This is a genomic window from Streptomyces misionensis (assembly GCF_900104815.1).
Classification (GTDB): Bacteria; Actinomycetota; Actinomycetes; order Streptomycetales; family Streptomycetaceae; genus Streptomyces; species Streptomyces misionensis.
In genome coordinates this window covers 6,088,594-6,102,578 of sequence record NZ_FNTD01000004.1, presented here as the reverse complement: position 1 = coordinate 6,102,578, position 13,985 = coordinate 6,088,594, and the positions used below count along the sequence as shown (strand labels likewise).

Genomic DNA, 13,985 nt, shown 5'->3' with positions numbered 1-13,985 from the left:
GACGACTCCGTTTCTCGATCTTTCGGTCGGTTGCTGCGGTGACCGTCAGGTCACCAGGTCACGGGGAGATGGGTCACCCCGTGGAAAACGGTGCCCCGGCGGAACAGCGTGCGCGGGTCGGCGGCGAGGCGCAGGTCCGGGAAGCGGCGCAGCAGCGAGCGCAGCGCCAGCTCCATTTCGAGGCGGGCCAGCGGGGCGCCCTGGCAGTAGTGGGGGCCGTAGCCCCACTGGAGGTGACCGCTGGTGTCGCGTTCGGGGTCGATGCGGTGCGGGCAGGCGAAGACGGTCTCGTCGTGGTTGCCGGCGGGCACCGAGATCACCACGGCGTCGCCCTTCTCGATGCGCACGCCGCCCAGGTCCATGTCCTCGACCGCGAGGCGGACCATGGCGTCCTGGGAGATGGACCAGTAGCGCATCGACTCCTCGATGAAGTTGGGGATCAGTGCCCCGTCGTCGGCGGCGACCTTCGCCCGCAGCTCGTCGTCGCGCAGCAGGGCCAGCACGTTCAGGGCGAGCTGGTTGGTGGTGGTCTCGTGGCCGGCGACCAGCACGAGCCGGGCGATGCCCACGAGTTCGTCCAGGGTGATGGCGCCGGTGTCGTAGTGGCGGACGGCGAGCCGGCTCATCAGGTCGTCACCGGGTTCGGTGAGCTTGCGCAGCGCCAGCTTGGCGAGGTACTCGGACATCTCGGCGAAGGCGGCCTGGGAGACGGCCGGGTCCTCCTGGGAGATGGTGACGCGGGTCTTCTCGATGAAGAACGGCGAGTCCTCCTCGGGCACGCCCAGCAGCCGGGCGATGACGAGGGTGGGCAGCGCCCGGGAGAAGACGGCGTGCAGGTCGGCGGGCTGGGGCCGGGCGGCAAGGTCGTCCAGCAGTTCGTCCACCAGGCGCTGGACGGGCTCGCGCAGCCGCTTGACCCGGCGCGCGGTGAACTCGGTCTGGATCATGCCGCGCAGCCGGGCGTGCTCGGGGTCGTCGAGCCGCAGGAACGAGCTGGGGTTGCCGCCGGGCGGCACCTGGATGCGCACGGGGGCGCCGGGCAGGGTCTCGTCGGCGCTGAGCCGGGGATCGGCGAGCGCCTGGCGGACGTCGGCGTACCGGGTCACGAGCCAGGCCAGCCGGGACTCCGCGGCGCCCGCCGGGATGCGGACGACGCAGGGCGGTGCCTTGCGCAGCTCGGCCAGGACGGGCGGCGGGTTGCCGTCCTCGGTACGGGCGAAGGGCCAGTCGAGGATGTCGGTGTGGTCGGCGAGCGACATGCTTGTCCTCCAGGTCCGGGGGGCAAAGGCGATCCTCGGCACCGACTCGCTTCCTGTGCTCGACACGATGGGGGGCCATCCGCGCGGGCGGCAAGGGGAATTCGTCCCTCCGAGCCGTGCGCGGACGTCGTGGCGCCACCATCGCGCACCGCCCTGACACCGCGCTGACGTAGCACTGACACGGGTCCCGGCGGGGCCCGTGCGCTGATCGGTGTGGGATCTTTCAGGAGCGAAGTGGTAATGACATTCCCAAGCGCAACTGACCCGGGGCTGATCCGGCCCTGACGACGGTGGCCGTTCTCGTCACCAAGTGCACTGTCCCAGAGGGGATTTCAGGCCACCAGGTGGCGGGACGGAGAGTTCCCGCGGACCGCGGACGAAGGGTTTGCCGCCCGGTTGCGAAACGGACCGGCCAGTCGTGGCCGCCGGCGGGGTTGGCGGGATCGGCACCGTCACCCTTGCGTGAGCGCGCGCCGCCGGATTCCATGGGGTACACGGCGTGCGTCCGACGCCCGCGCCTTCGCGGCCGGCGTGCGGGCGGGGCCGTGGTGGGGCACGGCCCTCCTGCGGACCCGGATGGGGCGGGCCGCTACCAGGTCACGTGCAGCGCGGTCAGGCCGTAGTTGATGGTGTTCTGGCGGAACACCACCGGCTCCGGCACGTCCGCGAGGCGCAGTCCGGGGAAGCGGTCGAACAGGGCGCGCAGGCAGACCTCCAGCTCCATCCGGCCGAGCGGGGCGCCCGGGCACAGGTGGCGGCCGTAGCCGAAGGCGATGTGCCGGGAGACGTCCGCGCGGTGGATGTCGAAGCGGGCGCCGTCCGCGAAGACGGTCTCGTCGTGGTTGGCGCTCGGGTAGGCGAGGATGACGCCGTCGCCGGGGGCGATGCGCGCGCCGCCCACCTCGGCCTCGGCGACCGCGACCCGGACCTGGTTGTCCTGGGTGATGGACCAGTAGCGCAGCAGTTCCTCGACGGCCTGGCCGTACAGCGACGGGTCGCGCCGTAGGTCGGCCAGTTGGCCGGGGTGGCGCAGCAGGCTCGCCACGCCGAGGCTGAGCTGGTGTGCGGTGGTCTCGTGGCCGGCGACCAGCAGCAGCCGGGCCATGGCCACGCAGTCCTCGCGGCTGAGCTCGCCGGTCGCCATGTACCGGGTGGCCAGCCTGCTCAGCAGGTCGTCGGCGGGCTCGGCCTGCTTGGCGGCGATGAGCCGGTCGAGGTACTCCGTCATCCGCACGAACGCGGCGTAGATCTCCTCCGGCGAGGCGTCCTGGGAGAGGACCTCCTGGCTCAGCTCGGCGAAGTCCAGCTCGTCGGCCTCGGGGACGCCGAGCATCCGGGCGATCACCAGGGAGGGCAGCCGCAGCGAGAGCCGGGTGACCAGGTCGGCGGGGCGGGGCCCGGCGGCCAGTTCGTCGAGCAGCCGGTCCACCAGCGACTCGACCTCGGGTCTGAGTCTTCGGGTGGCGCGGGCGGTGAACTCCGGCATGATCATGCGGCGCAGCCGGTTGTGCTCCGCGCCGTCCATGCGGGTGAAGGACATCACGCGCGGGGCGGGCGGGAGCTGGATACGGACGGGGAAGCCGGGCAGGGTGTCGTCCGAGCTGAAGCGCTCGTCCATCAGCACCTGGCGCAGGTCCTCGTAGCGGGTGACGAGCCATGCCTCGCCCGTGCGGATGCGCACCTTCACGGGCGGTCCCTGGCGCAGCTCGGCGTAGGCGTCGGGCGGCGAGTAGGGGCAGGAACGAGCCATGGGCCATTCCGCGAGCTGCTCCGTAGAGGAGGGCGATATTCCAGTCATTATTGCCTCCGGTTGGCTGAGTTCTTTCGGTTGCAGCCATCGTGGAGGTCGGCGTTGACGGGTTTCTGATACGACACTGACGGGCGCCCGCGTGGATCGCGGACGCCCGTCGGGGAGTCGGTGGCCGGATATGGCCGGTTCGGTCAGGCGGCGGTGCTCCTGGACCGGTTGGGCAGCAGTTGCAGCAGTGCCGCGGCGCCCACGCAGATGCCGGCCTGGACCAGCAGGCTGGTGCTGAACGCCTGCGCCATGCCGTGCGCGCCCGGCCGGTCTTCGGCCACGTCGAAGAAGACGACGCCGATGATGGCGACACCGAGGGCGTTGCCGACCTCCTGCGCGGTGGAGAACACCCCGGACGCGGCCGCCGCGTACTGCGGCGCCACCCGTTCCAGCACGAGCGAGGTCAGCGGCGCCACCACCAGGCCCATGCCGTATCCGCACACCACCATGGCGGGGATGCACCAGGCGACGGCGCCGGTGGTGTCCAGCCGGTCCGCGGTGAAGGCGAGCGCGACGTCGCCGACGGCCACGGTCAGCGCGCCCAGCGCGAGCACCTGCTTGCCCAGCCGGCCGGCGAACTTCGGCGCCTGCACGGAGGAGAGGAAGAAGCCGAGGCCGAGCGGGATGAACAGCAGCCCGGACTTCAGGGCGCTGGTGCCGCGCGCCTCCTGGAGGTAGAGCGCGAGGACCAGGAAGAAGGAGGCCATCACCGAGAAGTACACGAGGATGGAGACCACGCCGACGCTGAACGAGCGGTCGTGGAAGAGCGAGGGGCTCATCAGCGGGGAGCGGTCACGGGCCGCGAGCCGGCGCTGGGTGATCCAGAACAGGCCGAGCAGCGGCACGGAGGCCACGAGCAGCTCCCAGGTCCAGGCCGGCCAGCCCTGCTCCCGGCCCTCCACCAGCGGCAGCACGACCGCGACGAGCCCGGCCGTCACCAGCACCACACCCAGCAGGTCCAGCCCGGTCCGGCCGTCGCCGGCCTTCGACTCGGGCACCACCTTCGGGGTGACGAGCAGCACCAGCGCGCCGATGGGCACGTTGATCAGGAAGATGGTCCGCCAGTCCCAGCCGAACAGGTCCGCCTTGATCAGCAGGCCGCCGATGAGCTGGCCGAAGACCGCCGCCGCGCCCAGCGCCAGACCGTAGGCGTTGAACGCGGCGACCCGGGCCTTGCCGGTGTACGCGGTGTTGAGGATGCCGAGCACCTGCGGGATGACGAGGGCCGCGGCGGCGCCCTGGACGGCGCGGGCGACGATCAGTTCGGTCATGTTGGGCGCGATGCCGCAGGCCAGCGAGGCCAGCGTGAACAGCGCCACGCCCACGGAGTACACCCGTCTGCGACCGTACAGGTCGCCGAGTCTGCCGCCGGTGATCAGCAGCGCGGCCAGGCCGATGGTGAAGGTCACGGCGACGAGCTGGATCTGCGCCGGTGTGGCGTGCATGTCCCGCTGGAGCGAGGGGATCGCCACGTTGACGATGAAGAAGTCGAGGTTGGTGATGAACAGGCCGGCCAGCACGACCAGGAGGGCCCCCCAGGCGGGTGCCCCGGCGGCCTCCTCGATGTCCTGGGGCGGTGCGGCCGGGGCCGCGCTGCCGGTCAGTTCCGCTTCGGTGGTCATGACGACCCTCCTAGGTCGTGTCGTGCTGGTGGGATGCGGGCCGAACAGGGCCCGCTACGCGCAGCGGGGCACGGGACGGCAGCCGGGACGAAGGTCCCGGTGCACTGTCCCGCGCCCCGCTGACGTGGCGCTGACGGCCTTCCCGCTCGGCGCGCTCAGCGCGCCAGGGTGGCCACGGTGCGCTGGAGCCGGTGCGCGAAGTGCGCGGTGACGGCCTGGGCGTGCGTGTCGATGTAGAAGTGGCCTCCCTCGTACTCGTTGTGGCCCAGGTAGGCCGGGGTGCGTCCGGCCCAGTGGGTCATGGCGTCGGGGGCCTCCTGGAGCGGGTCGCTGCGGCCGCCGTAGGAGGCGAGCGGGCAGCTGACGCCGGCGCCGTCGTCGTCGTAGTCCCCGGCGACCCGCAGGTCGGCGCGGAGCGCGGGCACGACCAGGGCGAGCATCTCGGGGTTGTCGTAGACCTCGGCCGGGAAGGAACCCAACTTCTTGATCCACTCGACGAGTTCGTCCTCCGGCATCCGGCTCTGCTCCTCGGTCGGCTTGAAGAAGCCGATGGGCGACCAGCCGGACATGCCGACCATCACCGGGGCCGGGCCGCCCTCCTCCTCCATCCGGATGGCCAGGCGGAACGCCAGCTGCGCGCCGAGGCAGTGGCCGAAGAAGGCGAAGGGACGGTCGTCCAGGTCGTTGAGGACGGCCTCGTGCAGGGCGTCGAGGAGCGGCCAGAAGTTCTCGTAGGTCGGCTCCTCGCGGCGGTTGTGCCGGCCGGGCAGGGTGACGGCCTGCGGGGCGATGTCCGGCGGCAGCAGGCGCTCCCAGTCGCGGTAGATGATGGCGCCGCTGCCCGCGTGGGGCAGCAGGAACAGCCGGATCGAGGCGTCGGGCGAGGGCTCCACGGGGTGGAACCAGTTGCCCGCGCTGGACATCTGGCTGCCGATGGTGCCGATGGCGGTGGTCACGACTGCGTACTCCCAACGGTGGTGGCGGGGCCGAGGGCGCGTACCGCGGGCAGCAGCACCTCGGCGATCTCCTTCAACTGGGGCTCCGGGTCCAGCGATCCGATGCGGATCACCAGGTGCCGGGCGCCGGCGCGGACGTAGCCGGCGAGCCACTCGGCGCACTTCTCGGCGCTGCCCCAGGCGTAGGCCTGGATGGTGCGCATCTGCTCCAGAGAGCGGCCGTAGTAGTGGCTGATGTAGTGCTCCAGCTCGGCCTCGGCCGCGGCCTCGTCGCGGTTGACGGTGACCGTGGCGTACAGCGCGGGGGTCACCGTCCGGCCCGCCTCGGCGGCGAGTTCGCCGAGGCGGCGGCGGGCGCGGTCGTAGGCGTCGACATCGGGCAGGAAGGGCAGCCAGCCGTCGTAGCGGGTGGCCGCGCGGGCGAGCACCTTGGGGGTGTCGCTGCCGGCCAGCCACAGCGGCGGACCGCCGGGGACGGCCGGCGAGGGCAGCCGGTCCAGGTGCTCGGCCTGCCAGAACTTCCCGTCGAACTCGGTGGGTTCGCCGTCCTCGCCGGAGCGCCAGGCGGTGCGCCACAGCGCGGTGATCTCGTCCAGGCGGCCGACGCGGCCCTGGAAGGAGGCGCCGACGGAGTTGAACTCCTCCTCGGTCTCGGCCATCGGGAAGCCCGAACCGAGGCCCAGCACCAGCCGGCCGGCCGCGACGTGGCTGAGGCTCGCGATCATGTTGGCGCCGATGAGCGGGTGGCGCAGGGCGGGGGTGAGGGCCGCGGTGCCGACGGTGATCCGCCGGGTCGCCGCAGCGGCGGCCGACAGCACGACCAGGGGGTCCAGGCGGGGGCGGGCGGTGAGGGAGTCGCCGGCCCACAGGGAGTCGAAGCCGAGGGTCTCCGCCTGCCGGGCGAAGTCCAGCAGCGGGGCGGCGGCGTAGGTGCCGTTGATGGCTTGCTCACGGGTGGGCAGCAGGATGCCGATCCGCAGGGGCTCGGTGCTCATGGGCGGGTCACTCTCCACGGGGGCGTGAGGAACGTGGTCATACGGCACTCCCCAGCGGGTCCCTCGTCGGCGCCGCCAGCCCCTCGCGGACCGCGCGGCGCAGGATCTTGCCGGAGGGGTTGCGCGGCAGGGAGTCGGCGAAGTGGTAGGTGCCGGGGATCTTGTAGTCGGCGATGCGGCCGCGCAGCGACAGCAGGAGTTCGCGGGGGGTGGCCTTGGCGCCGGGCCGCAGCACCACCACGGCGTGCACGCTCTCGCCCCAGCGCTCGTCGGGCAGCCCGACCACGGCCGCGTCGGCGACCGCGGGGTGCGCGGCGAGGGCCTTCTCGACCTCGGCCGGGTAGATGTTCTGCCCGGCGACGATGATCGTGTCGTTGATGCGGTCGCACAGGTGCAGATAGCCGTCCTCGTCGAGGTAGCCGGCGTCGCCCATGTGCAGCCACTCCCCCACCAGGGTGCGGGCGGTGGCCTCGGGCAGGTTCCAGTAGCCGAGCATCCGGGACGGGGCGCGCACGCACACCTGGCCGATGGCGCCGGGCGGCAGGCTCTCGCCGTCGGGGCCGACCACCTTGATCTCGTTGCCGGGGCAGGGCAGCCCCACCGAGGTGAGCTTGGTGCTGCCGGGGTGGTGCGCCTCGGGCGGCAGGCACACCGCGACGCTGCCGGTCTCGGTGCTGGCGTAGATCTGCGCGAACTCGCAGCGGTAGGTCTCCAGGCACTGCTTGAGCAGTGTCTCGGACATGGGCGCCGCGCCGTAGGCGATCTTGCGCAGGGAGGTGAACGCCTCGGGTCCGGCCTCCCGTTCGGCCGCCATCGCCTGGAGCATCGCGGGTGCGGCGAAGGTGGTGGTGACGCCGTGCTCGCGGATGAGGCGGACGGCCTCCTGCGGGTCGAACTGCGGCATGATCACGCTGGTGCCGCCGGCGTTGAAGGTGTGCAGGAACCAGCCGATGCCGGCGACGCCGAAGCCCGGCAGGGAGATCAGGGCGACGTCCTCGGGCAGCCAGTCGATCCAGTCCACGCCCCGCTCGCGGCTGGCGTGCGGCAGGGTGAAGAAGCTGCGGTGGGCGAGGATCGCGCCCTTGGGCAGGCCCGTGGTGCCGCTGGTGTAGATCTGGATGACGGCGTCGTCGGGGCCGGTGCAGGGCGAGAGGTCGGTCTCGGGCTGGTCGGCGGCCCAGGCCAGCAGCCCGGCGCCGCGCGCGGGTTCGCCGTCGGCGTCGGTGCCGTCGACGCGGATCACCCGGCGCAGTCCGCGCAGCTGGTGGCGGACGGTGGCGACGGTGTCCCAGAACTCGTCGTCCACGAAGATCAGCGTCGCGCCGGAGTCGCGCAGGATGTGGTCGACCTCGCCCGGGGTGAGCCGCCAGTTGACCGGCACCAGTACGGCGCCCGCCTTGGCGCAGGCGATCATCACGAGGTAGTAGTTCGCCGACTCGCGGCCCAGGTAGGCGACCCGGTCACCGCGCCGGACCCCGCTGGTGTGCAGGGCGTGCGCGGCGCGGTTGCTGTCGCGGTGCAGCTTGTCGTAGGTGGTGATGCGGCCCTCGCAGACGATCGCCGGGTGCTCGGGGCGGGTGCCGGCGTGGGCGCGGGCGGAGTGGTGGAGCGTCCAGCGCTCCCTCGGTATGTCGGTCATGGTGTGCCGTCCCTGTCTGACTGTCATGCCGCCGGCGTGGGGGCGAGCTGCCCGTCGACGAAGTGCGCGAGCGCGCGCACCGTGGGGTGGTCGTGGGTGAGGGAGGCCGGCAGGGGCAGCCGGAACGCCTGCTCCAGCGCGGCCTTGACCTGCTGGGCCATCAGGGAGTCCAGGCCCAGCGAGACGAACTCGCTGTTCACGTCCAGTTCGTCGCCGTCCTCCAGGTGCAGGACGGCGCCGACCTTCTCGCTCACCACGGCCGTGACCTTGGCGAGCCGTTCGGCCTCGGGCAGCGCGGTGAGGGCGGCGAGGTCCAGTCCGGTGCCGTCGTCGCCCGCGCCGTGGCGGGCGAGCCGGTCGAAGAACAGGTCGCCGGTGACGCTGCCGGAGACGTAGCGGTCCCAGTCGAACTCGCCGACGATCCGCTGGGTGCGGGGCCGGTCCCAGAGCCGGGCGAGGGTGTCCAGGGCGCGGGTCGGGGAGAAGAAGCGGACGCCGCTGCGTTCGATCTCCTGGCTGAGGTGGTCCTCCAGCCGGGCGGACATGCCGACCCGGGCCCAGGCGCCCCAGTTGACCGAGAGGCCCGGCACCCCGCGCCGGCCCCGCCACTCGGCGAGCGCGTCGAGCCCGGCGCTGGCCGCGGCGTAGTGGCCCTGGGTGGCGCCGCCGAGGACGGAGGCGATGGAGGAGTAGGTGACGAAGAACTCCAGCTCCGGGAAGGAGGTCTCGGCGGCCTCGTGCAGCAGCCAGCCGCCGTACGCCTTCGCCGCGAGCTGGGCGTCGATCGACTCCCAGGTCAGCTCGGAGATCAGCTTCTTGTCGTAGGAACCGGCGGCGTGCACGATCCCGCCGAGCGGGTACGGCCCCGCCGCCAGGTGCCGGACGAGGCGCCGCACGTCCTCCGGCCGGGAGACGTCGGCGCGTACGACGTCGATCTCGGCGTCGGCCGCGAGGTCGCCGAGCAGCGAGGCGGCCTCCTCGGTGGCCTTGCCGCTGCGGCTGACCAGGGTGAGGTGGCGGGCGCCGAGCGCGGCCAGCTTGCGGGCGGTGACCAGACCGAGGCCGCCGAGACCGCCGGTGACCAGGTAGGTGCGGTCGGCGCGCAGTGCGCCGGGGCCCTCGTCGGCCGGTTCGGGCCGCTCCCGGAGGTCGTCGGGCAGGGTCACCCAGGCCGGTCCGGTCGGGTCGGACAGGGCGGTGCGCAGGGCCTCGCCGGTCTCGTCCAGCCGGAAGCGGACCGCGGTGTCGTCGTCACCGGGGGCGGGGACCACGGCGACCGCGGGCACGGTGAGCGTGGCGCGGAAGGTGCCGTCGTGCCGGACCAGGACCTCGTCGCCGGGCGCGAAGCCGGTGCCGTCGGCGGCGGCGAGCACGGTACCGCGGGCCAACTGGCCGAGCAGCGGCGGCGGTTCCTCCTCCCCGGTCTCCTCGGCGCGTTCGGCGCGCCCGGTGTCCAGGGCGGTGCGGGCGTCCTCGGCGGTCAGGCCGACGGCGCTCACCCGGACCTGGACCTCGTCGGCGCCCGGGGCCGTCTCGGCGACCGGGGCGAGCACCAGGTCGGACAGGTCACCGGAGTCGGGGGCGCGCAGTTCGAAGCCCCCGGTCCAGGTGAGGCTGGCGTCACCGGCGAGCAGCCGGCGCACGTAGCGGCGGCCGGGCCGGTGGGCGACCTGGTACTCGCCGGCCGGTTCGGCCCGCCATTCCTCGGCCAGCGGGGCGAGGCCGCTGCCCGGGGCGAGGTCCACCAGGGTGGCCCGGTACTGCGGGTACTCGGTGAGCAGCACCCGGCCGAAGCCCCACAGGGTGGCGGCGCCGAGGTGGCCGCCGTCGCCGGCCGGGTCGCCGGGCAGCCACTGGGCGCCCTCGGTGACCAGCCACAGCCGGGGCGGCCGGTTCGCGGACTCCAGCGCGCCGACCAGCGCGAGGAGTTCGCGGTAGTTGTCCTCGCACTCGGCGCGCAGCCGGTCCGCGGACATCGGCTCGGGGCGGCCGTGCCACACCCGGCAGACGTCGGTGACGGTGGGGTCCTCCAGGGCCGCCTTGAGGTCGGTGAGGTCGGGCAGCCAGGTGACCTTGAGCCCGGGTTCGGCGGCCAGTTCGGCGGCGCGCGCGGCCGAGGGGTCGAGGAGGACCACGTGCCGGGCGGCGGCGCCGCCGCGGGCGGGCAGGGCGCGGCGCACCCATTCGGGGCGGTGCAGGAACTGGCGGCGCCCCTCGCGGCCCTCGGGGCGGGCCATGCGCACCCCGAGGAGTTCGGCGACCGGGTCGCCGTTCTCCAGCAGCAGCACGTCGGCCAGCCGCCGGTCCTGGTCGCCGCGGACCCGGGCGAGCACCCGCAGCTGCTCGCCGCGCGGCTTGCGGAAGTGCCGTACGGAGGCGATCTCGCGGGGCACGAACACCGGGCCCTCGGGGTCGAGGACGACCAGCGCGTGGCCGGCGGCCTCCAGCAGTTCGGCCGGGACGTGCTCGACGGCGGTGGCGTCGCGGCCGGACAGCTCGCCGGTGACCAGTCCGTCGCCGTGCCGGGCGGCGCGCAGCAGCAGCCGCATGCGGGGGCCCTGGGGCCGGCCGACGGAGGCGAGGTCGGTGTAGATGTCCTCGTCGTCGATGTGCTGGGCGGTCGGGGCGAGGGTCGCGTCCAGCTCGGCCAGCTCGGAGACCGGCACGAGGGGTTCGGGATCGGCGGCGACCGTGGCGGTGGCGTGCAGGTTCTCCTCGCCGCCGACCACCGTGTAGACCTCCACCTCGGCGCCGCCGCCGGGGCGGGGCCGCCAGCGGGTGGTGAGGGCGGTGACCGTCTCGGCGGGCAGCTCCAGCGGGGCCAGCAGCCGCAGGTCGCGCACCGCGTTGCGGGCGTGGCCCTGCACCGCGTCCTGCACGGCGAGCAGCAGGTCGACGTAGGCGCCGGCGGGCAGCACGGTGCGGTCGTCGGCGGCGAGGTCGGCGAGCGCGCCCAGCTCCTCGGCGGTGAACTCGGCGGTGAACTCCCGCACCCCGCTGGCGAACCGCTCCTCGGTGCCGAGCAGCGGGTGGCGGGCGGTGCCGCCCGCGGCGGTGCGGCGCGGGGTGACGGAGGGCAGCCAGTAGCGCTTGCGCTGGAAGGCGTAGGTGGGCAGGTCCACGCGGGCGGGCGCCGGGTGCCCGGCGTGGTAGCCGTCCCAGGCGACGGTGAGCCCGGCCGCGTAGTACTCGGCGAGGGCGGTCAGGGTGGTGCCGGTGGTGGTGTCGCGGCGGCGCAGGCTGGCCAGCCACAGGTGGTCCTCGACGGTGACCGAGCGGCGGGCGAGCGCGGTGAGCCCGGCCTGCGGGCCGACCTCGATCAGGGCGTGCCGGCCGCGCTTGGCGACGGCCCGGATGCCGTCGAGGAAGCGCACGGGCTCGCCGATGTGCCGCACCCAGTAGTCGGCGTTGCCGATCTCGCGGAAGCGGGCCAGCCGCCCGGTGACGTTGGAGATCAGGCTGATCTTGGGTTCGTGGAAGGTGATGCCGTCGAGGGCGGCGCGGAAGTCGTCGTAGACCTCGGCCATCAGCGGGGAGTGGAAGGCGTGGGAGACCTTGAGGCGTTCGACGCGCACGCCCCGCTCGGCGAGGACGGCGGTGACCTCGTCCAGGGCCGCGCCGGCGCCGGAGACGACCGTCTGGTCGGGGGCGTTGACGCCGGCCACGGCCAGGTCGTCGTGGCCCTCCAGGAGCGGGGCGACGTCCTCCAGCGGCGCGCTGACGGCGGCCATGCCGCCCTCGGCGGTGACGGCCTGCATCAGCCGGGCGCGGGCGGCGACCAGCCGGACCGCGTCGGGGAGGCTGAACAGCCCGGCCACCGCGGCGGCGGCCACCTCGCCGATGCTGTGCCCGATGAGCACGTTGGGCCGGGCGCCCCACGCCATCCACTGCTGGGCGAGGGCGTACTCCAGGGTGAACAGGGCGGGCTGGGTGTACTCGGTGCGGTCGATGGCCTCGGGGTCGGCGGCGGTGCCGAGCAGCAGCTCGCGCACGGAGCGGCCGAGGTGCTCGGCGAACAGCTCGTCGCAGGCGTCGACCTGGGCGCGGAAGACGGGGAAGGCCGCGTAGAGGGCGGCGCCCATGCCGGCGTACTGGGAGCCCTGGCCGGTGAACATGAAGGCGGTCTTGCGGATGCCGGTCGGGCCCTCGTGCTCCTGCTCGGCGGCCTTGTCGAGCAGTTTGGCGAGCGCGGCGCGGTCGGCGACGGGGGCGGCGATCCGGTAGGGGTGGTGGGCGCGGGTGGTGTTGGCGCTGTGGCAGAGCGCGGCGACCGGCACCTCGGGCCGCTCGTCCAGCAACGCGCGGTACTGCGCCGCGAGTTCGCGCAGCGCGCCGGCGTTCTTCGCGGAGAGGGTGAACACCGGTGCGGCGCCCTCTTCGGGGGTGTCCCGCGGCGCGCGCTCGGGGGCCTGCTCCAGCACCACCGCGCCGATGGTCCCGGCGAACCCGAAGCTGTTGACGACGCCGCGCCGGACCTCGGCCTCCCAGGGCTCGCACTCGGTGGGCACCCGCAGCGGGTACAGGTCCCAGGGGATGCGCCCGGAGGGGGTGTTGAGGTTGATGTGCGGGTAGATGGTGCCCGAACGCAGCTGGAGCACCGTCTTGATGACGCCGACGATGCCGGAGGCGGGCTCCATGTGGCCGAGGTTGGTCTTCACCGAACCGACCACCACCGGGCGGTCCTTGGTGTGCGAGTCCACGAAGACGTCGCCGATGGCGCCGAACTCGATGGGGTCGCCGAGCGGGGTGCCGGTGCCGTGCGCCTCGACGTACTGGATGTCCTCGGGCGCGAGGTGGGCGGCGGCCAGCGCGCTGCGGATGACCTTCTCCTGGGCGGGCCCGTTGGGCACGGTGAGGCCGGCGCTGTCGCCGTCCTGGCCGACGGCGGTGCCGCGCACCAGGGCGAGGACGCGGTCGCCGTCGCGCTCGGCGTCGGAGAGCCGCTTGAGGACGACGATGCCGCAGCCCTCGGCGCGGGCGTACCCGTCGGCGGCCTCGTCGAAGGTCTTGCACTGGCCGTCCGGGGACAGCATCTGGGCGTTGGAGAACATCACCGGGATGCGCGGGTGGTGCAGCGCGTTGACGCCGCCGCACAGCGCGATGTCGGTCTCGCCGCCGCGCAGCGCCTGCACGGCCAGGTGCAGGGCGACCAGCGAGGAGGAGCAGGCGGTGTCGACGCTCATGCTCGGGCCGCGCCAGCCCAGGAAGTAGGAGAGCCGGCCGGACAGCGGGAACATGGTGATGCCGGAGGCCAGGTGGCCGTCCAGCTCCTCGTAGGGCAGCGAGTCCAGCTCCAGCGCGTAGTCGATGGAGCTGGCGCCGATGTACACCCCGCCGTTGCCGCGGCGCAGCGGCGCGGGGTCGATGCCCGCGTGCTCCAGGGCCTGCCAGGCGGTCTCCAGGAGGAGCCGCTGCTGCGGGTCCATGTAACGGGCTTCCTTGGGCGAGATGTTGAAGAAGCCCGCGTCGAACAGGTCGATGCGGTCGAGGAATCCGCCGGCCGAGGCGCGGATCTTGCCCTTGTCGTCGGGTCCCTCGGGGGTGAAGGCCTCGACGTCCCAGCGGTCGGTCGGGATCGGTCCGATCCCGCTGCGGCCCTCGCGCAAGAACGCGTCGAACTCGTCGGGCGAGCCGCTGCCGCCGGGGAACCGCAGACCGATTCCGACGATCGCGACCGGCTCGGGCGCCTGCTCTGATTCCGTACGCGGCATGGAGC

The 13,985-nt window shown here is 73.5% G+C and carries 7 protein-coding genes; all 7 read right to left on the bottom strand.

Annotation, left to right across the window (positions count from 1 at the left end):
• Nucleotides 1–50: 50 nt before the first annotated feature.
• Nucleotides 51–1,259: a cytochrome P450 gene (locus BLW85_RS29300; RefSeq protein ID WP_070025444.1), complete on the bottom strand. Its 1,209-nt coding sequence runs from the start codon at nucleotides 1,257–1,259 to the stop codon at nucleotides 51–53.
• Between the two features lie 589 nt (nucleotides 1,260–1,848).
• Nucleotides 1,849–3,009 carry a cytochrome P450 gene (locus tag BLW85_RS29295; protein ID WP_239697683.1) on the bottom strand — a complete coding sequence of 387 codons (1,161 nt, stop codon included), beginning with the start codon at nucleotides 3,007–3,009 and terminating at the stop codon, nucleotides 1,849–1,851.
• 191 nt (nucleotides 3,010–3,200) lie between these two features.
• Entirely contained in the window at nucleotides 3,201–4,679 is a 1,479-nt protein-coding gene (locus tag BLW85_RS29290) for an MFS transporter (RefSeq protein WP_070025442.1), read from the bottom strand.
• A gap of 155 nt (nucleotides 4,680–4,834) precedes the next feature.
• A complete protein-coding gene (locus tag BLW85_RS29285; RefSeq protein ID WP_074996246.1) occupies nucleotides 4,835–5,602 on the bottom strand; it encodes a thioesterase II family protein in 768 nt (255 codons plus the stop codon).
• A 29-nt stretch (nucleotides 5,603–5,631) separates the two neighbouring features.
• Nucleotides 5,632–6,630, bottom strand: coding sequence for an LLM class flavin-dependent oxidoreductase (locus BLW85_RS29280; RefSeq protein ID WP_070025441.1), 999 nt, complete (start codon nucleotides 6,628–6,630; stop codon nucleotides 5,632–5,634).
• Between the two features lie 37 nt (nucleotides 6,631–6,667).
• On the bottom strand, nucleotides 6,668–8,269 hold the full coding sequence (locus tag BLW85_RS29275) for a fatty acid--CoA ligase (RefSeq protein ID WP_070025440.1): 1,602 nt from the start codon (nucleotides 8,267–8,269) through the stop codon (nucleotides 6,668–6,670).
• A gap of 23 nt (nucleotides 8,270–8,292) precedes the next feature.
• Nucleotides 8,293–13,980: a type I polyketide synthase gene (locus BLW85_RS29270; protein WP_074993829.1), complete on the bottom strand. Its 5,688-nt coding sequence runs from the start codon at nucleotides 13,978–13,980 to the stop codon at nucleotides 8,293–8,295.
• Nucleotides 13,981–13,985: the final 5 nt, after the last annotated feature.

Coding starts and splice junctions, on each gene's coding strand:
- BLW85_RS29290 (WP_070025442.1), bottom strand. CDS start 4,679: ATGACCACCGAAGCGGAACTGACCGGCAGCGCGGCCCCGGCCGCACCG.
- BLW85_RS29270 (WP_074993829.1), bottom strand. CDS start 13,980: ATGCCGCGTACGGAATCAGAGCAGGCGCCCGAGCCGGTCGCGATCGTC.
- BLW85_RS29275 (WP_070025440.1), bottom strand. CDS start 8,269: ATGACCGACATACCGAGGGAGCGCTGGACGCTCCACCACTCCGCCCGC.
- BLW85_RS29280 (WP_070025441.1), bottom strand. CDS start 6,630: ATGAGCACCGAGCCCCTGCGGATCGGCATCCTGCTGCCCACCCGTGAG.
- BLW85_RS29300 (WP_070025444.1), bottom strand. CDS start 1,259: ATGTCGCTCGCCGACCACACCGACATCCTCGACTGGCCCTTCGCCCGT.
- BLW85_RS29295 (WP_239697683.1), bottom strand. CDS start 3,009: ATGGCTCGTTCCTGCCCCTACTCGCCGCCCGACGCCTACGCCGAGCTG.
- BLW85_RS29285 (WP_074996246.1), bottom strand. CDS start 5,602: ATGTCCAGCGCGGGCAACTGGTTCCACCCCGTGGAGCCCTCGCCCGAC.